Annotated in this window: 22 protein-coding genes; 7 read left to right on the forward strand and 15 right to left on the reverse strand. The window is 36.7% G+C overall.

Annotated elements, in window-relative coordinates:
- The 4 genes from QV06_RS08665 to nagK are packed head-to-tail and all read right to left on the reverse strand — an operon-like array spanning position 1 to position 3,763.
- Positions 1-717 (reverse strand): kinase, encoded by a 717-nt coding sequence (locus QV06_RS08665; protein WP_065237803.1) that lies wholly within the window; start codon positions 715-717, stop codon positions 1-3.
- Between the two features lie 19 nt (positions 718-736).
- Positions 737-2,149 carry a nicotinate phosphoribosyltransferase gene (locus QV06_RS08670; protein WP_065237804.1) on the reverse strand — a complete coding sequence of 471 codons (1,413 nt, stop codon included), beginning with the start codon at positions 2,147-2,149 and terminating at the stop codon, positions 737-739.
- Positions 2,150-2,173: 24 nt separating this feature from the next.
- Positions 2,174-2,821, reverse strand: coding sequence for a hypothetical protein (locus QV06_RS08675; protein WP_065237805.1), 648 nt, complete (start codon positions 2,819-2,821; stop codon positions 2,174-2,176).
- A 24-nt stretch (positions 2,822-2,845) separates the two neighbouring features.
- Positions 2,846-3,763, reverse strand: a complete 918-nt coding sequence (gene nagK / locus QV06_RS08680; RefSeq protein ID WP_065233902.1) for an N-acetylglucosamine kinase — start codon at positions 3,761-3,763, stop codon at positions 2,846-2,848.
- A 265-nt stretch (positions 3,764-4,028) separates the two neighbouring features.
- Between nagK and ribA the strand changes: the two genes are divergently transcribed.
- Entirely contained in the window at positions 4,029-4,655 is a 627-nt protein-coding gene (gene ribA, locus QV06_RS08685; RefSeq protein ID WP_065233903.1) for a GTP cyclohydrolase II, read from the forward strand.
- Positions 4,656-4,712: 57 nt separating this feature from the next.
- On the opposite strand, the gene lptD is transcribed toward ribA, so the two are convergent.
- From lptD to hinT, 5 genes are all read right to left on the reverse strand, one after another.
- Entirely contained in the window at positions 4,713-7,058 is a 2,346-nt protein-coding gene (lptD, locus tag QV06_RS08690) for an LPS assembly protein LptD (protein WP_065237806.1), read from the reverse strand.
- Between the two features lie 178 nt (positions 7,059-7,236).
- Positions 7,237-8,187, reverse strand: coding sequence for a transaldolase (tal, locus tag QV06_RS08695; RefSeq protein ID WP_065233905.1), 951 nt, complete (start codon positions 8,185-8,187; stop codon positions 7,237-7,239).
- A gap of 101 nt (positions 8,188-8,288) precedes the next feature.
- A complete protein-coding gene (gene ubiD / locus QV06_RS08700) occupies positions 8,289-9,755 on the reverse strand; it encodes a 4-hydroxy-3-polyprenylbenzoate decarboxylase (protein ID WP_065237807.1) in 1,467 nt (488 codons plus the stop codon).
- 12 nt (positions 9,756-9,767) lie between these two features.
- Complete coding sequence (gene bacA / locus QV06_RS08705) at positions 9,768-10,574, reverse strand: undecaprenyl-diphosphate phosphatase (protein WP_065237808.1); 807 nt, start codon at positions 10,572-10,574, stop codon at positions 9,768-9,770.
- A gap of 14 nt (positions 10,575-10,588) precedes the next feature.
- The gene (gene hinT, locus QV06_RS08710; RefSeq protein ID WP_065233908.1) at positions 10,589-10,936 is read right to left on the reverse strand and encodes a purine nucleoside phosphoramidase; all 348 of its coding nucleotides are present in this window, start codon (positions 10,934-10,936) and stop codon (positions 10,589-10,591) included.
- A 315-nt stretch (positions 10,937-11,251) separates the two neighbouring features.
- Here hinT and focA point away from each other — a divergent pair, with 315 nt between their 5' ends.
- The 3 genes from focA (at position 11,252) to ggt (ending at position 16,413) form a co-directional block, all read left to right on the forward strand.
- Positions 11,252-12,094 (forward strand): formate transporter FocA, encoded by an 843-nt coding sequence (gene focA / locus QV06_RS08715; protein WP_065233909.1) that lies wholly within the window; start codon positions 11,252-11,254, stop codon positions 12,092-12,094.
- Between the two features lie 40 nt (positions 12,095-12,134).
- Positions 12,135-14,447 carry a formate C-acetyltransferase gene (gene pflB / locus QV06_RS08720; RefSeq protein ID WP_065237809.1) on the forward strand — a complete coding sequence of 771 codons (2,313 nt, stop codon included), beginning with the start codon at positions 12,135-12,137 and terminating at the stop codon, positions 14,445-14,447.
- Between the two features lie 193 nt (positions 14,448-14,640).
- Positions 14,641-16,413 (forward strand): gamma-glutamyltransferase, encoded by a 1,773-nt coding sequence (ggt, locus tag QV06_RS08725; protein ID WP_082985077.1) that lies wholly within the window; start codon positions 14,641-14,643, stop codon positions 16,411-16,413.
- 141 nt (positions 16,414-16,554) lie between these two features.
- On the opposite strand, the gene QV06_RS08730 is transcribed toward ggt, so the two are convergent.
- The 5 genes from QV06_RS08730 to QV06_RS08750 all read right to left on the reverse strand — a co-directional run bounded on the left by QV06_RS08730 (position 16,555) and on the right by QV06_RS08750 (position 21,950).
- Positions 16,555-16,944, reverse strand: a complete 390-nt coding sequence (locus tag QV06_RS08730) for a hypothetical protein (RefSeq protein WP_082985078.1) — start codon at positions 16,942-16,944, stop codon at positions 16,555-16,557.
- Positions 16,945-17,131: 187 nt separating this feature from the next.
- A complete protein-coding gene (gene mglC / locus QV06_RS08735; RefSeq protein WP_065237811.1) occupies positions 17,132-18,142 on the reverse strand; it encodes a galactose/methyl galactoside ABC transporter permease MglC in 1,011 nt (336 codons plus the stop codon).
- A 20-nt stretch (positions 18,143-18,162) separates the two neighbouring features.
- Positions 18,163-19,680, reverse strand: a complete 1,518-nt coding sequence (mglA, locus tag QV06_RS08740; protein WP_065234476.1) for a galactose/methyl galactoside ABC transporter ATP-binding protein MglA — start codon at positions 19,678-19,680, stop codon at positions 18,163-18,165.
- Positions 19,681-19,740: 60 nt separating this feature from the next.
- Entirely contained in the window at positions 19,741-20,733 is a 993-nt protein-coding gene (gene mglB / locus QV06_RS08745) for a galactose/glucose ABC transporter substrate-binding protein MglB (RefSeq protein ID WP_065234477.1), read from the reverse strand.
- 212 nt (positions 20,734-20,945) lie between these two features.
- Positions 20,946-21,950 (reverse strand): substrate-binding domain-containing protein, encoded by a 1,005-nt coding sequence (locus tag QV06_RS08750; RefSeq protein ID WP_065234478.1) that lies wholly within the window; start codon positions 21,948-21,950, stop codon positions 20,946-20,948.
- 176 nt (positions 21,951-22,126) lie between these two features.
- On the opposite strand from QV06_RS08750, the gene galT reads away from it, so the two are divergent.
- Genes galT through QV06_RS08765 form a run of 3 tightly spaced genes read left to right on the forward strand, consistent with a single transcriptional unit; the run spans position 22,127 to position 25,365 of the window.
- Positions 22,127-23,173, forward strand: coding sequence for a galactose-1-phosphate uridylyltransferase (gene galT, locus QV06_RS08755; protein WP_065237812.1), 1,047 nt, complete (start codon positions 22,127-22,129; stop codon positions 23,171-23,173).
- Positions 23,174-23,188: 15 nt separating this feature from the next.
- Positions 23,189-24,343: a galactokinase gene (gene galK, locus QV06_RS08760; protein ID WP_065237813.1), complete on the forward strand. Its 1,155-nt coding sequence runs from the start codon at positions 23,189-23,191 to the stop codon at positions 24,341-24,343.
- Positions 24,337-25,365 carry a galactose-1-epimerase gene (locus tag QV06_RS08765; RefSeq protein WP_065237814.1) on the forward strand — a complete coding sequence of 343 codons (1,029 nt, stop codon included), beginning with the start codon at positions 24,337-24,339 and terminating at the stop codon, positions 25,363-25,365. The genes galK and QV06_RS08765 overlap by 7 nt, the downstream gene beginning before the upstream one ends.
- A gap of 35 nt (positions 25,366-25,400) precedes the next feature.
- On the opposite strand, the gene QV06_RS08770 is transcribed toward QV06_RS08765, so the two are convergent.
- Positions 25,401-25,802 (reverse strand): NUDIX hydrolase, encoded by a 402-nt coding sequence (locus QV06_RS08770; protein WP_065237815.1) that lies wholly within the window; start codon positions 25,800-25,802, stop codon positions 25,401-25,403.
- Positions 25,803-25,820 lie beyond the last annotated feature (18 nt).

The following is a 25,820-nucleotide window of genomic DNA, read 5'->3' on the forward strand; positions in this document are numbered from 1 at the left end:
CTACTTACCGTAAGCCAAAACAAAACGGAATAAATTCAATAATGCAATTAGATCAGTACGTGCAATACAACGGAATAAACGTAGTCCTGCATACAACCAGCGCCATTTATTGACTAATTGGTAAGTATATTGCCATTGCTGTTCACCACCTTGCTGTCGGTAAACTGAAATGCTCTCTGCAATTTGTTGATCAGATACTTTTTCACTTACATAAAGACTATGGATATAGAACAATAAATCACGTGCTTTTTGTAATTGCAAATTCTTACTAAATACTTGGGATTCAAAATCAATAAAACGCACGCCATCTTCTTTCCATCCCATATCTCGAATAGCTGGACGACCATGGAAAAGATCTTGCTGATGTAACTGCGCTAATGCGGTAGCTGCATCACTCAGTAGCCTTTTTGCAAATTCAGGGGTTGTAGTTGGTTCATTTAAGTATCGTTTTACTGATTGCCCAACATCTTCAATCACAAAATAAGTTTCTGCGACTAACACTAACGGTGCGACTGCGGCATGACGTTGATTTAAATCTTGCAGTGTTTTGATTTCCCGTTGTAATGAGGCTGTTGGATTTGGCTTTAACAGACGCATTGCCCCTGTTGTTTGTTCAACCTGTTTAATCCAATATTTCTTATCTGCATACTCAAATGGAAAAACCCTTTCATCAGGGTTTTTCGCAACTAAATCGGCAACATATTCAGAAAAATTCATAAAAACATCCAGAACTTTATTATTTTGTTACTTGTGGCTGATAACGCTGGGCATTCTGTTGTACGTCAGCTAAATTCCAATCTATGAGTAATTTCCCATTTTCAAATATAGTTTGCATCATTGAATTTTCTGCATATTCGTTTAATGGTAAGTGATCAATATTGATCGTTTTATATTTTTCACCATCCCAAATTAAATCTAAGCGTCCTTTTTTGCTTACTTTACCTTTATCTGTGATTGGTGCTTTATACACATCAACTAACTTACTATCTGTAATTACACAACTACATTTCATTGCAAAGCGGTGAGTATCTCGATTAATACTGGTATCAAAATTACCTTGTAGTAACGAACCACCACAACCGAGAATTAAATTTTCTACTGAGAAGCCATTATCTTGTAACGCTTTTAATAAATCCCATGTACTATTCTCATTAATCCCATCGCCCTGTAATACTCTGACATTATTTAATACAAGATAGCCTTTCTGATTACGAGTAGTACCAAAAGTCTCTGCCAATTTTTCACACGCGAACAGTACATTCGTGATTGCATCACCACTATCTGGACGTAAAACTAGTGGATATTTACGCTGTTTCACTTTATCCGCTAACTGCTTACAAAAGATATTGCCAATTGCGTTATAGTAGTCATAACTGTCAACCACAATCGAAATTACAGAATCTTGGTACTTATCGAGTAAATTAGCATACGCTTCTGCTTCTCGTGCTTTTGACCACGACGTTATTGTACTATGTTCAGCCGCAGGCACACTAAAGCCAGCCATTTCTGCTGCATAATATTGACGCATAAACAGCAACGCACTGACATTATCTGTCCCTTTAAAATTGACTAAATGCGCACCACCGCCAATTGAAGCACTTTCTTCACTCGATACCCCACGATAACCAAAATCATGCAGCATAAAAGGTAATGCATCAAAACTCTCTGCCGTTTCTTGTAGGAATTTACGACAAATTCGTTGATAGGAATGAGAAAGTGTTGCCACTGTACATGGATACCAAATTTTTAATAATAATGTTTCAAAAAAACTGACTAACCATGCACAGTTCTGATCGGTATTTTCTACTGTTAATAACACATTATGATTATTAACTAAGCTTCCTTCCGGTACGGCACGAATTCGCAACGGAAGATAACCTTTATGCGTATCCAAAATATATTGCCAATTCACCCGATCAAATGGTAATCCATGTATCCGCATAATTTCTTCTGCTTCATCAATCATGGCTTGGGTAATAGGTTGGCAAAGATATTTTTTTAAATAATATTGCAAACCAAAAAACTGGGTATATCCATAACGCCCACCACGACTTTCAATATAATGATGCATATACGTCATCTTGTTTGGATATTGTGCTGAGTGGGAATATTTATATGAATCACTCATCAAGATAATATTTTTTTCCATTATGGTTATCCTCTTGGCTTTAGCTTATTTTGCGATCAAACTTAATTTCGCTACCCGATCCCCTGAAAGGACACAGTCCATTTGATAAAATTTATTTCCATTCAAACGCATAGACGCTGTTAAACGCGATGTACTTTGCGCACTATTAGCTGAAGTACGTAATACTTTTTTCGTTCCCGCAACTTGTTGGATTTTTGCAATACATAAATAATTTAATTTTGCTTCATCACCTGTACGAACAGCAGAAATATTGCGATCCGCAGAGTTATAGCCTAATTTTTGCACCCATTTTTCTGCTGCTTTTTCTACTGCTAATTGTTCATTATTTAGATTACCTTTACTGAAATCATAGTAATGTTGATCATTGTTCACTGCTGCAACTCGCCCATTCTTCAAATAGATATTCTCTACTTTTTTTGGCGATTTCACGGTAATAAAGGTGATTTGTTGTTGATTAAAATAAGCGGTTGCTGTTTGTTGTCCTGTTTCATACGTGAAACTTGGTAAGCGTTGTGCAGTTTCTCTGATCGCTTTTAATGCAGCATCTTCTTTCGCTAATGGATCTGACACACTTTTAGATTCAGATACAGACGCTGTAGGAAAATGTAATTGACTACACGCTGATAATAATAATGCCACCAACATAGAGGTGAATACTGATAATTTTTTCATCTTTTTACTTCTCCATCTTATTAATTAATCTCGACTTAAAAATAATGCTGCTGCTCCGCGCACACCGCCAGAATCCCCATGTTTTGCTTTCAAAATTGCAGGTACTACAGCACTACGCATTAAGTGTTTTGGTAAGCGTTGTGGTAACGCTTCATAGATATAATCAAAATTAGATAATCCACCACCTAAAAAGATAGCGTCTGGATCTAATACTGTAATCAAATTACCAAAACAAATTGCCATTAATTCAATAAATTTATCAACAAATTCCACCGTTTTTGCATCATTTTGATAGAAGCGTTGAATAATTTCTTTTGCTGAAAGCTTCTCTTTGAGTAAATCATGGTGTAATAGCTCAAAGCCTCGCCCTGAAAGATAAGTATCTAAGCAGGCTTCATTACCACAACCACATTGATAAATTGGTGCTTGATCCCAACCAAGGAGTTTCAATGCATGGTAATTGAGTTGAATATGCCCCACTTCACCTGCCATACCAACTTTACCAGAATGTACTTTACCATTAAAGACTAAGCCACCACCAAAGCCGGTACCAATAATTAGCCCTAATACGGTTGCATATTGTTGACTATCAGCATCCCATGCTTCTGATAATGCAAAACAGTTTGCGTCATTTTCAATTCGTACTTCTCTTTGCAAACGTTCTGTTAAATCACGAATAATTGGTTTGTTATCTGCTACACGAATATTAGTAATTTCAGCAATCCCTGTATCACGACGCACAAAACCGGGTACACCAATACCCACTGTCCCCTTGCAATTAAATTTTGCATCTGCTCTCTCTACTAATTGCACTACCGCATTTAACCAATCTTCATAAGATGTTTGTGGCGTATCAACTCGTTCACTATGAAGCTTTTCTAATTGTTGATTAAATACTGCCAATTCAATTTTAGTACCACCAATATCAATTCCGTATAACATAATCTACGCTCGCTTAAGTTAGTCAAACTGGGCGGAATTATATCTTATTTTCTGGGCTTTACTAACCTTCCAAATCAATCATCAAGTTGTTATTAGAAACTATGACAATTTTTGCCTACAATACTGCAATAAATAAAATACCCATAGTTCCTAAATAATCATCAAAAAGTAACAGAAAAATCGACAAATAATGTATATAATGTCACCCTTTTACATTTTTATTTGATTAGCATCACGCCATACATAACATAACTAAGGACAGAAAATGGCAAAAATTGAACTTGTTGCTCAGGCAAACTTACCAACAGAATTTGGTATTTTTAAAATTATCGGTTTTGAACATCCAGAAACTCATAAAGAACACGTTGCTTTAGTGTTAGGAGATGTCACCAATGATGAACCTGTATTAGCGAGGATTCATTCAGAATGTTTAACTGGTGATGCATTACATAGTCTAAAATGCGACTGTGGCTTTCAATTACAAGCAGCATTAAAGCAAATTAGTGAAGCAGGACGAGGCGTATTAATTTATCACCGTGCAGAAGGTCGTGGGATTGGATTAATCAATAAAATTCGTGCTTATGCGTTACAAGATCAAGGAATGGACACAATCGAAGCAAACTTAGCACTTGGATTTAAAGAAGACGAACGTGATTTTAGTGTTTGTGCTGAAATGTTTGAGTTATTAGGTGTTAAAGCCATTCGTCTATTAACTAATAATCCTGAAAAAATTAATACGATGAAACAAGCAGGCATTAATGTAGTTGAACGTGTACCATTAAATGTAGGTGAAAACCGTTATAACACTGGCTATCTCACCGTAAAAGCAGAAAAAATGGGGCATATGATTGTGCATACTCATGATTGCCAATGCGATCAACATAAAAAATAACAAAACCCCCAGATTTATTATATAAATCTGGGGTTTTATCCTTTACTGGATTGAGATTTAACGTAAGCTAAATGGATCTGAATATGGGATAATTCCAGTACTTAACATCTTACTCATACTGCTACCGTGGCGATTACCCAATCCTGAAATCTCAAAGTTAATTCCAAATGAATTATTATAGAAGGTATCATTACGATTTGAGTATTGTTGCCCTTCTTTTGGCGCTGTGAGATAACGTCTTGCACCAATATTTGCTTTCCAACAACAGGTACGGTATTCAACACCAATATATTGCTCTACTGGCTTATTCAATGAAATATCTTGATATACATGCCCAACAACGGCCCAGTTGTCGTTAATCTGCCACGCCGTTGCCAACCCTACTTGACGAATCTTCTGATCATACACATTGCTTCCCGTTAAATTTTGATCAATATATTTTTCACTAACATAACGATAAGATAATTGGATCAAATTTTCGGTAGATCGACGATACTCAAGCGCCATATTCATTAATGCAGTTTCATCAAATAAAGTATCGTATTGATAACCGCCTTTCCAATTCCATTGTTGGTTAATCTTCCAGTTGGCTTCTGCCGCCCAAGAAGAGGAAGTTCCTTGAGTACGATTTCTACTACTTTCATCAATTTTTGACGGCGTAAAATAAAGAATTTGCCCTAAAGAAAGATTAAAACGTTCATCTGCATCTTTATCAAAGAAGCGTGTTGTTCCACCAATAGTTAATTGATTTGCTGAAGCTATCCGGTCTAAACCACTATAACGTCTATCATTAAATAATGAGTAGAAATCTTGCTGCAATAAAATTGAATCATAGCCAAAGCCTAAATAACTGTAATTATCAGTTCCAATATTACTTTGATTTCGATAAGGGCGATAAACGTATTGTACTTTTGGTTCAATAGTTTGAGTATAGCCATCAAATAATGTTTTATTTGATGCTAATACAGTAGCCACTTCTGCTTTAAACTGAGGAATTACACGATTCACCGATTTTTCCACCTCTACCGCATCAACAGCTTCGCCTTTTTTCTGCGAATAATGGGTTGCATACAATTTCGTTTCTAAATTTAGACTGCCATATCGATTGACCAATGGCATCGAAAGAGTAGGTTCCATATGGAAACGCCATGCTGATGGCATTTTTGCACTATCGTTTTTAAATTGTACGGCTTGTGAATAGAGAGAAAAATCAACTAAATCATTAAATAATCCATCACGATAATAATTAAAATCAATCTGCGGCAAAGTCCGATAAGGTCCTACCGATACGGTATCAAATACTTGGAATTGCGTTGCAGATACGGTGAGATTGTAATTTGGTTGATAATAGCTTAATGCGAAACTTTGAGTGGCATAACCATCAGTACTACTACCATAAGGTGATGAAAAATCATTAAAATAACGAGGATCACTCACTTTAGTATAATTCACATTAAAACGCCAATTATCCCAAAGAGAACCACCATTTTGCCAATACACTAAATAACGAGGGTCATCCTGCGTATAATCTTCATAACGATCATTTTTGATATATTCACCCGCTACAACTCCAGAACCTAAAATATTTAAATAACGCGCTTCACCCAAAAATTGTATCCCTCGACGACTCATATATTTTGGCGTAATCGTCATATCATAATTAGGTGCAAGATTAAGATAAATCGGTTGCGCATAATAATAGCCATCTGTACTTGAAGCCCCAAAATCTGGCATCAATAACCCTGAACGGCGACGATCTCCTATTGGGAATTGAACATAAGGAAAATAGAACACTGGCACGTCTTTTACATAAAACACCGCATTCCATAAATCTGCATACTCTTCTTTGATATGTTGCTTCATTTCAGAGGCACGAATCTTCCATGAATTATTATTTGGCAAACAAGAAGTGAACGTCGCATTCTTTAATAAACGGTAATCTTGACGTAACTCTGCTTTTTCAGCATCACCACGGCCTTGTCGATCAACAAATTGGTAGTTGGAACGATAAATATTGGCATCTTTAGAATTAAGATGAATATCTGCTTTTTCCCCAACAACTTGCACTAAATTATCTTGGTAATTCATATTACCATTTACATACGCATAACGTTGAAGATCTTGCTTATTTCCTTTTTGCTCGACAAAAACAGAATCAGCTTGTAATTTACGATTCCCCTGCTCAACTTGCACATTACCCGTATAAAGGGCGTTATTAGGTTGGTTAATTTCCGCACTATCAGAATCAATATAAACAGGTAAATCATTAGGATCAGTTTTCACAACCTCCCCAGTAAAATGAGGAACACCTAATAAACATTGACTGGTCAAATCAGCATAGCTCGCTTGACTATATAACGCCGAGAGAATCGACAAGGATAAGAATGAATAATATTTTTTCATCGGACGTTTCAACTATCTCTTTAACAACAAATGGTCAGCATTATAGCCTAAAACTAGGCCAAAGATGAGTAGTAAAATGAAATAAAAAAGCGTTGGGTAAGGAGAATATTAACACCAACGCTTTTTCTAAAAAATACAGGAATTATCTTACTGTATTAACATATCAATTCGCAATCACTTATAGTTTTGCACTTAACATTGCTTCTAATTTTTCGATATCTGCCGCAAATTTACGAATTCCATCAGCAAGTTTTTCTACTGCCATCGCATCCATATTATGTTGCCAATAGAACTCAGCTTCTGTCATGGCTGCTGGGCGTGGTAACACTTCACCTTGATAATTAAGTTTACGTGGTAACTCGCCATTATTCTCTTGTAATTCTTTTAATAATGCAGGAGAAATGGTCAAACGGTCACAACCAGCTAACTCAGTGATTTCACCAATATTACGGAAACTTGCTCCCATCACCACAGTTTTATAGCCATATTGTTTGTAGTAGTTATAAATCTTAGTTACAGAAATCACACCCGGATCTTCACTTGGTGCGAACTCTTTCTTATCGCCATTTGCTTTATACCAGTCTAAAATACGGCCTACAAATGGTGAAATTAAATAAACACCCGCTTCTGCACAAGCACGAGCTTGAGCTTCAGAGAATAATAGAGTGAGGTTACAGTTAATGCCTTCTTTTTCTAGAATTTCCGCAGCACGGATACCTTGCCAAGTTGAAGCAATTTTAATCAAAATACGATCATTGCTAATACCTGCTTCATTATAAAGCGCAATGAGTTTACGTGCTTTGGCAACGGTTGCTTCAGTATCATAAGAAAGACGCGCATCCACTTCAGTAGAAATACGTCCTGGGACAATTTTTAAAATTTCTAAACCAATATTTACCGCTAATTTATCTTCTGCATCAATTAATTGTTGTGCTTTATCTGCACTTTTACTTTTTGCATAAGCAACAGCTTCATCAATTAATGAAGCGTATTGTGGTAACTGTGAGGCACTTAAAACAAGTGATGGATTGGTTGTTGCATCTTCTGGTTGGTATTTTTTAATTGCTTCGATATCACCAGTGTCTGCAACGACAACTGTCATTTTGCGTAATGCATCAAGTTGAGACATGAATTTACTCCTTTATTTGTGTCTGAAAAACTTTTGCATAGTATCACAGAACAGAATGGATTGAGTAGTCAGTTCTATAGCAATTATTGCTATTATTAAAATTAATCAATCCCAAGTTCTTGCCAGATTTGATCAATATGAGCGACCACTGCTGGATCTTTTTTAATTGGTCGCCCCCATTCTCGTTGTGTTTCACCCGGCCATTTGTTAGTTGCATCAATGCCCATTTTTGAGCCTAACCCTGCCACAGGTGAAGCAAAATCAAGATAATCAATAGGCGTATTTTCAACTAAAGTTAAATCACGTGCAGGATCACAACGTGTGGTAATCGCCCAAATCACATCTTTCCAATCACGTGCATTAACATCATCATCACACACAATCACGAATTTAGTGTACATAAATTGGCGTAAGAATGACCAAACTCCCATCATCACTCGTTTCGCATGTCCTGCATATTGTTTCTTCATCGTCACTACTGCCAAACGATACGAACACCCTTCTGGTGGTAAATAGAAATCGACAATTTCAGGAAATTGTTTTTGTAAAATCGGAATAAATACCTCATTTAACGCTTCACCTAACACAGCAGGTTCATCAGGCGGACGCCCTGTATATGTTGAGTGATAAATCGGATCCTTACGCATCGTGATATGGGTTACCGTAAATACCGGGAAATACTCTTGTTCATTATAGTATCCAGTATGATCACCGTAAGGTCCTTCTAATGCTTTCTCCGTAGGATCAATATAACCCTCTAGTACAATCTCTGCGCCAGCCGGAATTTCTAGATCGCAGCTTAATGCTTTTGCTACCTCTGTTTTATTTCCCCGTAATAATCCAGCAAAAGCATATTCGGATAGGGTATCTGGAATTGGTGTTACTGCACTTAAAATTGTTGCTGGATCTGCCCCTAAAGCCACAACAACAGGGAAATTTTCTCCAGGATGTGCCTCCTGCCACTCTTGGAAATCTAACGCACCACCTCGGTGTGATAACCAACGCATAATTAATTTATTTTTACCAATTAATTGCTGGCGATAAATTCCTAAATTTTGCCGTTTCTTATAAGGGCCTTTTGTCACTGTTAGCCCCCAAGTTACCAATGGAGCGACATCTTCCGGCCAACATTGCATAATAGGCAACTTATACAGATCCACTTCATCCTCTTTCCATACAATAGCTTGGCAATCAGGATGACTGATAGTCTTAGTTGGCATATTTAATACAGGGCGAAATTGTGAAATACTACTAAACAAATCTTTAATGCCTTTTGGTGGCTCTGGCTCTTTCAGAAAGGCTAATAATTTCCCTACTTCACGTAATGCACTCACATCCTCCTGTCCCATACCTAATGCAACCCGTCTTGCCGTACCAAACAAATTACAAAGTACAGGCATTGAGAAACCTTTTGCATTTTCAAATAACAATGCTGGTCCACCTTTACGCAAGGTACGATCAGCAATTTCCGTCATTTCTAAATAAGGATCAATTTCATGGGAAATTCGTTTTAATTCCCCTTGTTCTTCGAGTAGTGCAATAAATTCACGTAAGTTCTTATATTTCACCCTGTATTCCTCTTATACCAACACAATCCACGCCAATAATAACGCTAAAATAAAACGATAAATGGCGAAGGAAACAAAAGAAATTTTTCCAATCACATGAAGGAAAGTTCGGATTGCAATCATTGCTACCACAAATGCGGTGACAAATCCCACTGCAAACATTGGTAAATCATTCCATGAAAGGAAAGGCAAGCTTTTATAAAGATCTAAAGCTGTTGCTCCCATCATCATTGGTACTGCTAGAATAAATGAATATTCTGCAGCAGCTTTCTTACCTACCCCCATTAATAAACCACCTGAAATTGTTGCGCCTGAGCGAGAAAATCCAGGAAACAACGCTAAGCATTGGAAAAGACCAATAGCAAAAGCTTGGCGATAGGTCATTTGATCCACCTCTTCTGCATAGGCTTGTTGTAGACGGAACTTTTCTGCCAAAATCAACAAAATCCCCCCAGCTACCAAAGAGCCAATCACATTATGAATGTTAAACCATGACTTAATCGTAGAATGAAATACCAATCCTAAAACAACTGCAGGAATCATTCCTAAAATAATATGCAATAAATTAAGATGCGGGCGTTTATTATCTACCTTTTCTCCAAAATGAATCCCAATTAGACCAAACATCTTACGCCAATAAACAAAAATCACCGCTAAGATAGAACCTAATTGAATAATTACTTCAAATGTTGCTGCTTTTTCGCCTTCAAAACCAAGAAAGTGTGCAGCAATAATCATATGCCCTGTTGAAGAGACCGGTAAAAATTCAGTTAGCCCTTCAACACAACCTAAAATAAATACAATTAACAACTCAGACATGAATAACCTCTCGTTTATGGCAACATTTTACCAAGTTGTTTGCCACCTACGAGGTGCATATGTAAATGGAACACTTCCTGACCACCATGTTTATTGCAATTCACAATTAAGCGATAACCATCTTCAGCAATTCCTTGTTGTTCTGCAATCTTTGCTGCTACCACAAACAAATGACCTAATACTTGTTCATCTTCAGCCGTCACATGATTTACAGTAGGAATAATCTTATTCGGAATAATTAAAATGTGAGTTGGTGCTTGTGGCGCAATATCACGAAATGCGGTCACTTGTTCATCTTGATACACAATATCCGCAGGAATTTCTTTACGAATAATTTTGCTAAAAATTGTTTCTGTTGTCATAACATCCTCGCTAAACAATAAAAAAATCGCTCCTTAGACAAGACTTTTATCCAAGAGTGCTGAATAAGTTAGAAATATATTATAAAAAAATTTTTTTGCTTATGCTTGTAAAAGCGTAGAAAACTTTAGATCATTGTTTCGCAACACTTTTTTAACATCAAAAAAGTAATCTGCTTTATAATTTGATCTGTATCAACTACAATGCAAAAGAACAAAAACTAGTCATAAAATTACTATGTATTTTTCTCAAAAATTTTTATAATTACCTAAATTTTTTGAAAATATAAAATTTTTTTGAAAAAGGAAATCGTCTTTATGAAAGATGCGACAACAGTAGCACTGAATCCAACAGAGATGACTAATCTTGCGGAAGATGTTGCCGCTTATAAAGCACAAAAAAAACCTTTTCTTTCCTTTGCTTCTGGCATTTCTGCTGGTGCATGTATCGCATTAGCATTTGTTTTTTATACAACCACTCAAACAGGATTAAATAATGCTTCATGGGGACTTGCTAAACTCGTAGGCGGTTTAGTATTCGCATTAGGCGTAATTATGGTTGTCATTCTAGGGACAGAATTGTTTACTTCCTCCACTTTAACCGTTACTGCAAAAGCATCTGGACGCATTACCACAACCCAGATGTTACGTAACTGGATTGTCGTGTATTTTGGTAATTTTGTAGGAAGTTTAATTATCGTTGCTTTAATCTGGTTTGCCGGTCAAACAATGGCTGCAGATGGTCAATGGGGATTAACCATTCTAAAAACTGCACAACATAAAATTCATCATACTTGGCTTGAAGCATTTTCGCTTGGTATTTTATGTAACATTATGGTGTGTGTTGCTATTTGGATGGCATATTCTGGCCGTACTGTCACAGATAAAGCATTTATTATGATTCTCCCAATTGGAATGTTTGTTGCTTCTGGTTTTGAACACTGCGTAGCAAATATGTTTATGATTCCAATGGGTATTATTACTGCTCATTATAGCAGTCCGGAATTCTGGCAACACTTGGGTATTGATGCTTCACTATATGCTGATCTCGATCTTTATCACTTCATAGTGAAAAACCTTATCCCAGTGACCTTAGGTAATATTGTTGGTGGTGCGATTTGTATTGGCTTATTCCATCGCTTCTTAGCCAAAGCGCACTAAAGATTTATTTTTTATTATTCATTTAATGAAGGAAATGATTATGACTCAACTAACTGAGCAACAACAAAAAGCATGGGCTGGTTTTGAAGCTGGCGACTGGCAACAAAATGTGAATGTGCGTGATTTTATTCAACACAACTACACTCCTTATGAAGGTGATGAATCATTCTTAGCTGGTGCAACTGCTGCAACTACTAAGCTTTGGAATAAAGTAATGGAAGGAATCAAAGAAGAAAACCGTACTCACGAACCTCTTGATTTCGATACTGATATTCCATCAACAATCATTTCTCACCCAGCTGGTTACATTGAGAAAGAATTAGAACAAATCGTTGGTTTACAAACTGATGCACCTTTAAAACGTGCAATCATCCCATTCGGTGGTATCAAAATGGTGGAAGGTTCATGTAAAGTTTATGGTCGTGAACTTGATCCACAAGTGAAAAAAATCTTCACAGAATATCGTAAAACTCATAACCAAGGCGTATTCGATGTTTATACTCCAGATATCTTACGCTGCCGTAAATCTGGTGTGTTAACCGGTTTACCAGATGCTTACGGTCGTGGTCGTATCATTGGTGACTATCGTCGTGTTGCACTTTACGGTATCGACTTCTTAATGGCTGATAAATTCAAACAATTTACTTCACTTCAATCTCGCTTAGAAAATGGCGAAGATTTACAAATGACTATTCAATTACGTGAAGAAATTGCTGAACAACACCGTGCATTAGGCCAAATCAAACAAATGGCTGCAACTTACGGTTGTGATATTTCCGGTCCAGCTACCAATGCAAAAGAAGCAGTTCAATGGACTTATTTCGGTTACTTAGCTGCTGTTAAATCACAAAATGGTGCAGCAATGTCTTTCGGTCGTGTATCTTCATTCTTAGATATCTACATTGAACGCGACCTTAAAGCAGGCAAAATTACTGAAGAACAAGCTCAAGAATTAATTGACCACTTAGTCATGAAACTACGTATGGTACGTTTCTTACGTACTCCTGAATATGATCAATTATTCTCTGGCGACCCAATTTGGGCAACTGAATCTCTTGGTGGTATGGGCTTAGATGGTCGTACTTTAGTAACTAAGAATACATTCCGTTTCTTAAATACCCTTTATACAATGGGTCCATCTCCAGAACCAAATATGACAATTCTTTGGTCTGAACAATTACCAGATAACTTCAAACGTTTCTGTGCAAAAGTTTCTATTGATACTTCTTCTGTTCAATATGAAAACGATGACTTAATGCGTCCAGACTTCAACAACGATGACTATGCTATTGCTTGTTGTGTAAGCCCAATGGTTGTGGGTAAACAAATGCAATTCTTCGGTGCTCGTGCAAACTTAGCAAAAACCATGCTTTACTCTATCAACGGTGGTATTGATGAGAAAAATGGTATGCAAGTTGGTCCAAAAACTGAACCAATCAAAACTGAATACCTTGACTTCGACGATGTAATGACTCGTATGGATAGCTTCATGGATTGGTTAGCAAAACAATATGTGACTGCATTAAATATCATTCACTATATGCACGATAAATACAGCTATGAAGCGTCATTAATGGCATTACATGATCGTGATGTTTACCGTACTATGGCTTGTGGTATTGCTGGATTATCTGTTGCAGCTGACTCACTTTCTGCAATCAAATACGCGAAAGTTAAACCAATTCGTGGTGATATCAAAGATAAAGACGGCAATGTAGTTGCGAAAGATGTTGCTATTGACTTCGAAATTGAAGGTGAATATCCACAATTCGGTAACAACGACAGCCGTGTTGATGAAATCGCTTGTGATTTAGTTGAACGTTTCATGAAGAAAATTCAAAAACTTAAAACTTACCGCAATGCAGTTCCTACTCAATCTGTATTAACCATTACTTCTAACGTTGTTTATGGTAAGAAAACTGGTAATACTCCTGATGGTCGTCGTGCAGGTGCACCATTCGGACCAGGTGCTAACCCAATGCACGGTCGTGACCAAAAAGGTGCGGTAGCATCATTAACTTCTGTTGCAAAACTTCCATTTGCGTATGCTAAAGATGGTATTTCTTATACCTTCTCAATCGTACCAAATGCATTAGGTAAAGATTACGAAGCTCAAAAACGTAACCTTGCAGGCTTAATGGATGGTTACTTCCACCACGAAGCAACTGTTGAAGGTGGTCAACACTTAAACGTTAATGTTATGAATCGTGAAATGTTATTAGATGCGATGGAAAATCCTGAGAAATATCCTCAATTAACCATTCGTGTTTCAGGTTACGCAGTACGTTTTAACTCTTTAACTAAAGAGCAACAACAAGACGTAATTACTCGTACTTTCACTCAAACTATGTAATCTGATAGCTATATTAAAAACTGCCCTACGGGGCAGTTTTTTTATGACTCTTAATCCACTAATCAATCGATTAATATTCCTGTTTTATTTTTCTAAATTAATTTAATCTCCCCTTTATTTTTTATATTGCTAAACTGTAAACAATTTGTTACAAATAAATTTCCTTTCACCTACTCATATAAGGAAATTTAATATGAAAAAATCCTATCTCTATAAAAAGAGCTTACTCTCGTTGTTGATCGCACTACCACTCATTACTTTAAATGTTGAAGCAAATACTCAACCGGTTAGTGCAACCACACAAACAACTGCCACAGCACAACGTTATGATAGTAGTAAAGATATTTTCCATCCTATTTATGCCAAACACGGTATGGTTGCAACTGAGCAACATCTTGCTACTGAGGTAGGATTATCAATCTTAAAAGAAGGTGGAAATGCCATTGATGCAGCTGTCGCTGTAGGCTTTGCTTTGGCCGTTGTTTTACCTAACGCGGGAAATATTGGTGGCGGTGGTTTTATGGTGTTACATGATGCCAAAACCGGTGAAGATTTTGCTATCGACTTCCGTGAAGTTGCCCCATTAAAAGCACATAAAGACCTGTATTTAGATGAGAAAGGTAATGTTGTTGATGGTAAATCTCTCTTTACGCATTTTGCCGTAGGTGTTCCTGGCACAGTTGCTGGTATGGAGTATGCCTTGAAAAAATGGGGCACTATGCCTTTAGAAAAGGTTATCCAACCTGCAATAAAACTCGCTGAAAAAGGATTTATTGTCAGTGATACGTTAGCAGATACGCTTAAAATTGAAAAAGATAATTTAGGTAAATGGGAAAGTACCAAGGCAATCTTCTTTAAAGATGGCGAACCGTTAGCAAGTGGTGATCGCTTAATTCAAAAAGATCTGGCTCACTCGTTAAAATTGATTGCGAAACAAGGATCAAAGGCTTTTTATCAAGGCGAAATTGCTGAAAAAATCGTAAAAGAGATGGAAAAACATGGTGGACTTATCTCGACGCAAGATATGAAAGAGTATCAAATTGTAGAGAGAAAACCGGTTACTGGAGAATATCGAGGCTATAAGATTGTTACTATGCCACCACCAAGTTCTGGCGGCGCACACTTAATTCAAATTCTTAATATCTTAGAACGTTATCCATTAAATGAGTGTGGTGCAAATAGTGCTAAAGCTATTCAACATTATGCTGAAGCGATGAAATTAGCGTATGCTGATCGTTCCGAATATTTAGGCGATCCTGACTTTGTTAAAATTCCACTGAAAGGGCTTATCTCGAAAAAATATGCTGATGAACTAGCACAAAAAATTTCTGACGATAAAATCACACCTTCAAGTACGATTAAGCCGGGTAAACCACAACCATATGAAAGTGATCAAACCACGCATTTCTCTGTCATGGATAAATTTGGTAATGCTGTTGGCGTAACCTATACCTTAAATCTTAATTTTGGTACTGGTATCGTAGCTGAAGGGACTGGAATTCTACTGAATAACGAAATGGATGACTTCTCCGCTAAGCCAGGTGTTCCTAATGCCTTCGGCTTAATCGGTGGCACAGCAAATGCAATTGAAGCGAAAAAACGTCCATTGTCATCAATGACACCAACTTTAGTAATGAAAGACAATAAACCTTGGTTAGTCACAGGCAGCCCAGGTGGAGCACGTATAATTACCACTGTATTACAAAGTATTGTAAATACTATTGATTACAATATGAATGTTGCTGAAGCAATTATGACACCACGTGTACATCACCAATGGTTACCTGATGAATTGCGTATTGAAGAAGGAATCAGTCCAGATACTATTCACCTGCTTGAAAAGCAAGGTTATAAAGTAATAACTAAAGCAACTATGGGACGTGTACAAATTATTCAAGCTAAAGATGACGGTTTCTATGGCGCTTCAGACCCACGTAATCCTGATGGAGCAACCTTAGGTTACTAACCTTTTATTCTGTTTATATTTATCACAAAACCTACTATTCGTGGTTGTTTTATAGGATTACATCATTTCATTAATAGTGAATGATTAAGAGCATAAAAAATCCCACTTTACTGTGGGATTTTATTCTGCTCATTTAAATTATTACCAATGTCCTCTACGCCAACGAGGTCCCAAATCATAAGGAGGATAATCTTCATAAAACTGCCGTTCAATTTCCATCTGTCTAATCTGTTGTTCTGCCATATAATTTTGTAATGCCAACTTATAACAAGCTTGGAACATAGGATCATTTACTTTCTTAGTATATTCTTCCTTAAACGCTTTTTGTTGTTGTGCAGTTAACCCAATATCTTGATCAAATTGACGCTTCATTAAATAAGCCGTTTCTTCATCGCACTGTTTTGCTAACGATACTTGCAAGGCTTGTTGTTTACGAATTTTTTCTTGTTCTATTGCACGTTGTTCTTCTGGCGATAACGCACAACCAGCAAGAACCGATATTGAAAGAAGAAGCGGTAATACTTTTTTCATAAGATTCACCTATAACTGATCATCAGTGGAATAAGCATACTATCAATTTTTCTAGATGGATAGATTAATTTAATTAACCCTTAATAATCATAAAAAACTGCACCTCACTTTCTGGAATAATCCCAGAGTTGGGGTACAGTAAACCGACAATAAACTTAATTAAGGAACTTACAAAATACTCTATCTATTATTTCTTCTTAGCATATTTCAATGAGTCAATCGCTACCGCTAAGATGATAATGGTACCTTTAATGATATATTGCCAATACGGGTTAACACCGATATAAGTTAAACCATAGTTGATAACAGTAAAGATAATTACCCCAGTGATAACACCGATTACTGTTCCCACACCACCAGCAAAAGATACACCACCAACCACACACGCAGCGATTGCATCCAACTCATACATAAAACCTAAGTTATTTGTTGCACTACCGATACGACCACCTTCTAACATACCTGCAAAACCATAGAATGCACCAGCAAGAACATAAACAAAGATTAAGTTACGAGCAACGTTTACACCAGATACTCTTGCTGCTTCTGGATTGCCTCCAATCGCAAACATATTTTTGCCAAAACGAGTTTTATTCCAAATAATCCAAACAAAGAAAGCGGCAATAGCAGCATAAATTGTGATGTAAGAAAGTCTAAATTCACCAAGTTGGAAGAAACCTTGTGTGAATTCTGAGAATGATTTACTAAACCCAGCAATTGGAGAAGAACCTACTGCATCATAGTAAAGGGAGTTTGTACCATAGACGATAATCATTGTACCTAAAGTTGCGATGAATGGTGTTACATTAAGATAAGCAACAATTAACCCATTGATCATCCCAATTACTGCACCAATAGCACAAACAATTAAAATAACTACTGGAATTGGCATTTCAGCGAGATCTGGGAATACACGATTAGTATTATCTAACGCTTGAAGCATAGTTGCTGAAACTACCGCTGCAAGACCAACTTGGCGACCAGCTGACAAGTCTGTACCTTGTGTAATCAAGATACCTGCCATACCTAATGCAATGATAAGTCTAACAGATGATTGAGTTAGAATATTACTGAAGTTTAGTAAACTTAAAAAGGTATCATCTTGAGAAACGATCACCCCTAACAAGATTAAAAGAACAAAATAAATTGCATTTTGTTTCATAAAATCTAGTGATTTTTTTTGTTGAATACCAGCCATAATTCAATCCTTTTATCAACTTATAAATATTTTGCAGCAAGTTGCAAAATTTCTTCTTGTGAAGTTTTTGCAGTTTCGACAATACCTGCAACACGACCATTACTCATTACTAAGATTCTGTCTGTTACCCCTAACAGTTCAGGCATTTCAGAAGAAATCATGATGATTCCTTTGTCTTTTTCAGCTAACTGCATCATTAATTGGTAGATTTCAAATTTCGCCCCAACGTCAATACCACGTGTAGGTTCATCCATCATTAAGATTTCTGGTTGAGTTAATAACCAACGCCCAATAATTACTTTTTGTTGGTTACCACCAGATAATGAACCAATATTAGTACGATGAGATGGCGTTTTTACATTCATTGAGTCAATTACCCATTGTGTATCGCTTTTCATTCTTGCTGTACTCAACAAGCCAAATTTGCCTAGATACGCTTTCATATTTGAAATCAATGAGTTAAATTCGATACTCAAGTTAGCATAGATACCAGTTGAACGGCGTTCTTCGGTAATCAACGCAAAGCCATTATTAATCGCTTCTAAGGCACTACGATTACGCATTTCTTTACCATGCAATTTAATCGTACCGCTACTTCTTTCACGAATACCAAAAATAGTTTCAACAATATCTGTTCGTTTTGCACCGACGAGACCCGCTATACCTAAAATTTCGCCTTTACGAAGTTCAAAACTAATGTCTTGAATAGAAGGTTGGTTTTTCGCAGTTAAATGTTCTACAGTGAGGATAGTTTCTTTTGGTACATTATGTTTTTCAGGGAAACGTTGCGTTAACTCACGTCCCACCATCATTGCAACTAATTGATCCATATTGGTATCTTTAATTGCAACTGTATTTACCCATTTACCATCTCGTAAAATAGTGACTTCATCACAAATTTTGAAGATTTCATCCATTTTGTGTGAAATATAAATAATTCCACAACCACGATTCTTTAATTTATCAATAATTTTAAATAAGTGATCAACTTCTTTTTCAGAAAGCGACGAAGTTGGTTCATCCATGATCACAATTTTTGCGTTATAAGAGAATGCTTTTGCAATTTCGATCATCTGCATTTGTGAAACAGATAATTTGGCAACTTTTTCTTTTGGATCGATATCAATATCTAACTCTTCAAAAATTGCCTTTGTATCACGATACATTTTACCATGATCGACTAAACCAGCTTTAAGTGGATAACGACCTAACCAAAGGTTATCCATTACACTACTTTGGCGAACCAAGTTTAACTCTTGGTGCACCATAGAAATCCCATTTTCTAATGCTTCTTTCGATGTTTTAAAATTAACTGTTTTTCCGAGATAAAGAATTTCACCTTCATCTTTGGCGTAAATACCGAACAGACATTTCAGTAATGTTGATTTTCCTGCACCATTTTCACCCATTAATGCATGCACGGAATATGAACGTACCGTTAAGTTTGCATGATCGAGCGCTTTCACACCGGGAAATGACTTACTGACGTCCTTCATTTCTAACAGTATTTCACTTCGGTTTTCGACTTGCATTGACATATCTAACCCCAAACTAACGAAAGAGGGGAGATTCTCCCCTCTAGGAACTACATCACGGTATTATTTTAAGAAATCACCTAAGTTATCTTTATCTACGCCAACATATGGAACGCGAATATAACGATTGTTGATTTTCCATTGAGTACCTTCACCAGCTTCTTTACCATGTGCTAAGTTGTTAGAAAGTTCTACAACTGCTTTCGCTTGGTTAACACCATCATTTAATACGGTACCTGCAATTTCACCTTTCTTAATTAATTGCAATACTTCTGGTAATGCATCAACACCAAAGATTGGTAGTTTTTTACCGTGTGCTTTAGTCGCTTCTAACGCCCCCATTGCCATACCATCGTTGTTAGAGATGATAACTTCGATATCTTTAGCTTTTGAGCTTGATAACCATGCGTCAGTTTTATCTTTAGCCATTGCCGCATCCCACATACCAGTATCTAAGAAGAGTTGCTCAGTTTGGATGCCTTTTGCATTTAATTCTTCGATAACATATTTAGTACGAGCTTCAGCATCTGGGTGACCTGGTTCGCCTTTTAATAATACAAATTGGATTTTGCCATCTTTATTTAAGTCCCAATCTGGATTTGCTTTCCATTGTTTTGCAATAAGATCACCTTGGATTACACCAGATTCTTTCGGATCAGTACCTACAAAGAACGCTTTATCATAGCTATCAATAGCTTTTTGACCTGGGTCTTTATTGAAGAAAACAACTGGTACATTGCTTGGTTTAGCTTTAGCGATAATGGTTGGTGCAGCTGAAGGGTCAACTAAGTTGATTGCTAATGCTTTAACACCTTTAGAAAGTAGAACATCTACTTGGTCATTTTGGATTGATTGTGCGTTTTGAGAGTCATTCATTAATAATTTAATGCCTGGGATTTGTTCTGCATCTTTATTAATTTCTTTACGCATTAATGACATGAAGTTGTCATCATATTTGTAAATGGTTACACCGATACGAACATCTTTCGCTTGTGCTACAGAACCTAAACCTAAGCCTAATGATAAAGCAATCGCACTTAATACAATTTTCTTCATAATACAGATCTCCTGATTGTAATTTTACTGGAAATTCATTGTGTTAAAGTTAACAACTTTCCTTCATATAACAGCTCGTTAGCGAATTAACCAGCTGTCTTGTTATCTTTCCATACCACTCTTGCAGAAATATAACTGTTTATAGCATACCGATTTTTTTTGTCCTTTGATGTGATCGGTTTCACAAAAATGTAACTCCATTACAAATTTTTTTATTTTTGTCGTCTTTCTACAGAAAAACGTCTAACTAAAGTAGGATTAAACTGTATCGGTTTTGGCAAGTTTTCATCATCATTAGCTAAACTCAAAGCCAGCTCAGCAGCATAATTCGCCATTAAATCAATAGGATACCTAATTGTTGTTAATTTGGGGATTAAATGGTTTGCAATCGGCATATCATCAAAGCCAATCACAGAAAAATCTTTTGGCACAATAATACCGTTTTCACTTAATACGGACATTGCCCCTGAAGCCATAGAATCGTTATAAGCAACGACAGCAGTTAAGTCACTGTTATAGCTTAATAAATTAATCATCGCCTCTTCACCACCTTCAAAATTAGGTGACCCTTTTGTAATGGCTAATTTTCGAATAGGTAGATTATATTTCTGCAACATATTCAAATAGCCTTGTAAACGATCTGTTTCATCATGAATTGGATGATTAGAACCAATATAACCAATGCTCCGATGCCCGCATTTAATCAATGTTTCTGTTGCAATTTCAGTACCTTTTGTATTGTCTAAACCAATGCAACGGTGTTCGAAGCCAGGAATGATTCGATTAATAATCACCATCCCTTTCACTGTACGCAAATAATTTGCTAACTCCTCATCAGATAAGGCTTTAGCATGCACCACTAAACAGGTACAACGTTTACGTAAAAGGTTATCTATTGCTTTGCGTTCTTTCTCTGCATTGTGATAGCCAATCCCAATCAAAATATTTTTTTGATATTTTTCAGCAACTTGATCAACTGATTTAACTAAAATTGCAAAAAATGAATCTGTTACATCAGTTACAACAACACCAATAGTGTCAATACTTTGTGAAGCTAAAGCTTGTGCATTCGCATTTGGTTGGTAATTTAATTCTGTAACTGCTTGTAATACTTTATTTTTTGCTTTTTCACTAATACTTTCATGGTTATTCAATACCCGAGAAACGGTGGCGACTGATACACCAGCCAATTTAGCGACATCACGAATTGTTACCATATTTTTAACCCATCAATGACTTTGTTACATTATTTTGCTAAATAATAACGCTAATTTAGCCAATATAGGGATAAATATGTTCTTTTTGTGATCTAGATAACAGTTTATTATGCAAATAATTGGTATCTTACGCAGAAAATTTGCAAACGCTTTCATTTTAGTGTGAGGAATTATTCATGAGTGATGTATTTGATCCAACAGAACACCCACATCGTCGCTATAATCCATTAAAAGGTGAATATGTATTAGTTTCACCGCATCGAGCAAAACGCCCTTGGCAGGGACAACAAGAAAAAACAGCAGATGAGCAAAAACCGAGTTATGATCCTACTTGTTATCTTTGTCCAGGGAATAAACGGATTACTGGCGAACAAAATCCCCAATACACTAAACCATTTGTATTCAAAAATGATTTTTCAGCATTGTTGAATCAAACACCAACACCACCAACCAGTGATAACCCGCTATTCCAAGTTTCTCAGGCAACAGGAGAAAGTCGTGTTGTTTGCTTTTCACCAGATCACAGCAAGACATTACCTTTATTAACAACACAAGAAATTGTTGAAGTGATCAAAGTATGGCAAGAACAATTACTAGAACTTGGACAGCAATACCTTTGGGTACAAATATTTGAAAATAAAGGCGCTGCAATGGGGTGTTCTAATCCACACCCTCACGGACAAATCTGGGCAAATAGCTTTTTACCAAATGAAATCGCCCGAGAAGATCTTATGCAACGTCAATATCTACAACAACATGGTTCTGTATTATTGGTCGATTATGTGCAACAAGAGTTGCAACGCAAAGAACGCATTGTTGTAGAAACTGAACATTGGGTTGCAGTAGTGCCATTCTGGGCAGTTTGGCCATTTGAAACCTTATTATTACCAAAAGCACACGTGAAACGTTTAACCGATTTAACAGCAGCACAACGAGATGATTTAGCGGTAGCGATTAAACAACTTACAACAAAATACGATAATTTATTCTCTACTTCATTCCCTTATTCAATGGGCTTCCATGGTGCACCATTTAATCAAGAGGATAATCAACATTGGCAGTTACACGCCCATTTCTATCCACCACTTTTACGTTCAGCAACAGTACGTAAATTTATGGTCGGTTATGAAATGTTAGCTGAATCACAACGTGATTTAACTGCCGAGCAAGCTGCTGCACGCCTTGCTGCGTTACCTACTATCCACTATAGCCAAACAAATTGATCAAGTGAGGAATTTATGAATCCAATTCAGCAATCTAGACAAGTTTTTCTTGAGTATTTCGCTGTTAAACCAACTTTACAAGTTTATGCACCAGGTCGTGTTAATCTCATAGGAGAACATACTGATTACAATGATGGGTTTGTTATGCCATGTGCGATCAATTACGGTACATCAATTTGTGGAAATCCGCGTAGCGATCATCAATTCCATCTTTTTGCCGCAGACTTAAATGAAATGGATCAATTTTCATTATTAGAGGAAATCAAACCTGTTGAACGCAAATGGTGTAATTATATTCGTGGTGTCGTTCATTTTATTCAACAAGCGTATCCTGAATTTAAGCAAGGGGCAAATTTGGTCGTTAGTGGTAATGTTCCTCAGTCTTCTGGCTTAAGTTCTTCCGCAGCATTAGAAGTCGCCACAGGCAAATTCTGTCAACAGCTAGGATTACTTCCATTAACTAATACCGATATTGCTTTAATTGGTCAAAAAGCAGAAAACATTTTCGTAGGTTGTCAATGTGGCAATATGGATCAACTCATCTCTGCTTTAGGGCAAGAACATCATGCGCTTATGATCGATTGTCGCAGCTTAGATACTGTGCCAACACCAATTCCTGATAACTTAGCGATTATGATCATCAATTCACACGTAAAACATGATTTAGTTGATGGTGAATACAATACTCGCCGCCAACAATGTGAACAAGCGGCAGCATTTTTTGGGGTTAAAGCCTTACGGGATGTCACACTTGAACAATTTGAAACTAAAGGCTTTGAGTTAAAAGCGACTAACCCACTCGCCTACAAACGCGCAAAACATATTGTTACCGAGAACCAACGTGTTCTAGAAGCAGTGGAAGCATTAAAACATAATAATATTAGTTACTTAGGTGAATTAATGGCGCAATCTCACAACTCTATGCGTGATGATTTCCAAATTACTGTGCCTGAGATTGATTACTTAGTTGAACTGGCACAAGTAGCTATTGGCAAAACAGGTGGCGCGCGTATGACAGGTGGCGGTTTTGGTGGTTGTATTGTTGCTATTGCACCTCATGATCGAGTAGATGTTGTTCGTAAAATGATTGCAGACAACTATGAAAAACAAACAGGATTAAAAGAGGACTTTTACGTTTGTACTGCATCACAAGGAGTTCATGTATGTTAATAACAAGTCGTATTGTTGCACCTGATCAACACCCCTATCATGTCATTACCCTACGTAATAACTGTGGTATGCAAGTAAAAGTAACTGATTGGGGTGCAACGTTACTCTCTGTTATTGTTCCTGTGCAAGGTAAACTTCGTGAAACATTATGTAGCTGTCCTTTATCACAACTAGCCAATAATCAAGCTTATCTTGGTGCAACTATTGGGCGCTTTGCTAATCGTATTAATCAAGGTAAGTTTCGTTTAAATGGCTATACACAACATATTGTGAAAAACCAACAAAACCGCCATACCCTACATGGCGGTAAAGGATTTGATCAACGCCGTTGGCAAATTGAACAAGTAAATGACAATAAAGTCACACTCTCACTCTTTTCAGCTGATGGCGATCAAGGTTTTTCAGGAAATCTTTCTGTACAAGCAACTTATCAGTTAATGGCAGATAATCGGTTAGTCTTAACTTTAACTGCGGTTAGCGATCAAGATACTGCATTGAATTTAACCAATCATGCTTACTTTAATTTAGATGGTCATCTATCTGACGTTCGCCAACATCAGCTCCAACTATTCGCTGATTATTATCTGCCTGTTGATCCACAAGGTATTCCAAATCGCCCATTAACAAAAGTTGAAAATAGTCATTTTGACTTCCGTCAACCAAAGAAAATTGCACAAGATTTCTTACAAGATAACGATCAACAAGCCGTTGGTGGTTATGATCATGCTTTTTTATTACAAGGTAAGTTAGGTGAATTAAAACCAGCAGCAAAATTGACTTCTGCTTCTGGTGATTTAACTTTGTTATTTTCTACTAACCAAGCGGCAGTTCAAGTTTATACAGGTAATTTCCTTGCTGGAAACCCTAGTCATTCTGGTATTTATCAAAACCATCAAGCTATCGCTTTAGAACCAGAAGCACTTCCTGATGCACCAAACCATCCTGAATGGTATCAATATGGTGGTATTCAGAAAGCTAATAGACGTTATCAACATCAGATTGTTTATCAATTTTTAGATTAAAAAAGAGTGGTATTTTGCCACTCTATTCTATCTCTCTAATCAATTAATCCATGTTCAAACAGATAATCCAACACCAAACACCCTGCTTGTGAACAAATTGCTTTATCTTTCGTAGTTAGCCAACGAATTTCTTCAATTTCTGCACTCGCTGCTGGCTCGCCTCGATAATCACCTTGGTAGCAACGCATAATCACCATTACACCTTCTGCTTTACCATGTGCTTGAGCTTGGAATGTTTCTACTAATTGTAACGTTTCTGGTAATAACTCAACATTAAGCTCCTCTTTAATTTCTCGCAATAATGCTTGTTGATCGCTTTCTCCCGCTTCTCTTTTTCCGCCCGGTAAATAATATTGATCCTTACCATAAGATCGAGTCATTAATACACGACGATTATCTAATAGAATCCATGCAAGTTTATCAATGTGTTGTGTCATTTATTTCTCCTATTAAAA

Source organism: Gallibacterium genomosp. 3, from assembly GCF_001678475.1.
GTDB classification, from domain to species: domain Bacteria; phylum Pseudomonadota; class Gammaproteobacteria; order Enterobacterales; family Pasteurellaceae; genus Gallibacterium; species Gallibacterium faecale.

Excerpts from the sequence above, each read along its gene's own strand:
- QV06_RS08750 (WP_065234478.1), bottom strand. The coding sequence starts at position 21,950 with ATGGTAACAATTCGTGATGTCGCTAAATTGGCTGGTGTATCAGTCGCC.
- nagK (WP_065233902.1), bottom strand. The coding sequence starts at position 3,763 with ATGTTATACGGAATTGATATTGGTGGTACTAAAATTGAATTGGCAGTA.
- mglA (WP_065234476.1), bottom strand. The coding sequence starts at position 19,680 with ATGTCAATGCAAGTCGAAAACCGAAGTGAAATACTGTTAGAAATGAAG.
- QV06_RS08675 (WP_065237805.1), bottom strand. The coding sequence starts at position 2,821 with ATGAAAAAATTATCAGTATTCACCTCTATGTTGGTGGCATTATTATTA.
- ggt (WP_082985077.1), top strand. The coding sequence starts at position 14,641 with ATGAAAAAATCCTATCTCTATAAAAAGAGCTTACTCTCGTTGTTGATC.
- QV06_RS08730 (WP_082985078.1), bottom strand. The coding sequence starts at position 16,944 with ATGAAAAAAGTATTACCGCTTCTTCTTTCAATATCGGTTCTTGCTGGT.
- QV06_RS08765 (WP_065237814.1), top strand. The coding sequence starts at position 24,337 with ATGTTAATAACAAGTCGTATTGTTGCACCTGATCAACACCCCTATCAT.
- mglB (WP_065234477.1), bottom strand. The coding sequence starts at position 20,733 with ATGAAGAAAATTGTATTAAGTGCGATTGCTTTATCATTAGGCTTAGGT.
- lptD (WP_065237806.1), bottom strand. The coding sequence starts at position 7,058 with ATGAAAAAATATTATTCATTCTTATCCTTGTCGATTCTCTCGGCGTTA.
- hinT (WP_065233908.1), bottom strand. The coding sequence starts at position 10,936 with ATGACAACAGAAACAATTTTTAGCAAAATTATTCGTAAAGAAATTCCT.
- galK (WP_065237813.1), top strand. The coding sequence starts at position 23,189 with ATGAATCCAATTCAGCAATCTAGACAAGTTTTTCTTGAGTATTTCGCT.
- ribA (WP_065233903.1), top strand. The coding sequence starts at position 4,029 with ATGGCAAAAATTGAACTTGTTGCTCAGGCAAACTTACCAACAGAATTT.
- QV06_RS08770 (WP_065237815.1), bottom strand. The coding sequence starts at position 25,802 with ATGACACAACACATTGATAAACTTGCATGGATTCTATTAGATAATCGT.
- QV06_RS08665 (WP_065237803.1), bottom strand. The coding sequence starts at position 717 with ATGAATTTTTCTGAATATGTTGCCGATTTAGTTGCGAAAAACCCTGAT.
- focA (WP_065233909.1), top strand. The coding sequence starts at position 11,252 with ATGAAAGATGCGACAACAGTAGCACTGAATCCAACAGAGATGACTAAT.
- mglC (WP_065237811.1), bottom strand. The coding sequence starts at position 18,142 with ATGGCTGGTATTCAACAAAAAAAATCACTAGATTTTATGAAACAAAAT.
- QV06_RS08670 (WP_065237804.1), bottom strand. The coding sequence starts at position 2,149 with ATGGAAAAAAATATTATCTTGATGAGTGATTCATATAAATATTCCCAC.
- bacA (WP_065237808.1), bottom strand. The coding sequence starts at position 10,574 with ATGTCTGAGTTGTTAATTGTATTTATTTTAGGTTGTGTTGAAGGGCTA.
- pflB (WP_065237809.1), top strand. The coding sequence starts at position 12,135 with ATGACTCAACTAACTGAGCAACAACAAAAAGCATGGGCTGGTTTTGAA.
- galT (WP_065237812.1), top strand. The coding sequence starts at position 22,127 with ATGAGTGATGTATTTGATCCAACAGAACACCCACATCGTCGCTATAAT.
- tal (WP_065233905.1), bottom strand. The coding sequence starts at position 8,187 with ATGTCTCAACTTGATGCATTACGCAAAATGACAGTTGTCGTTGCAGAC.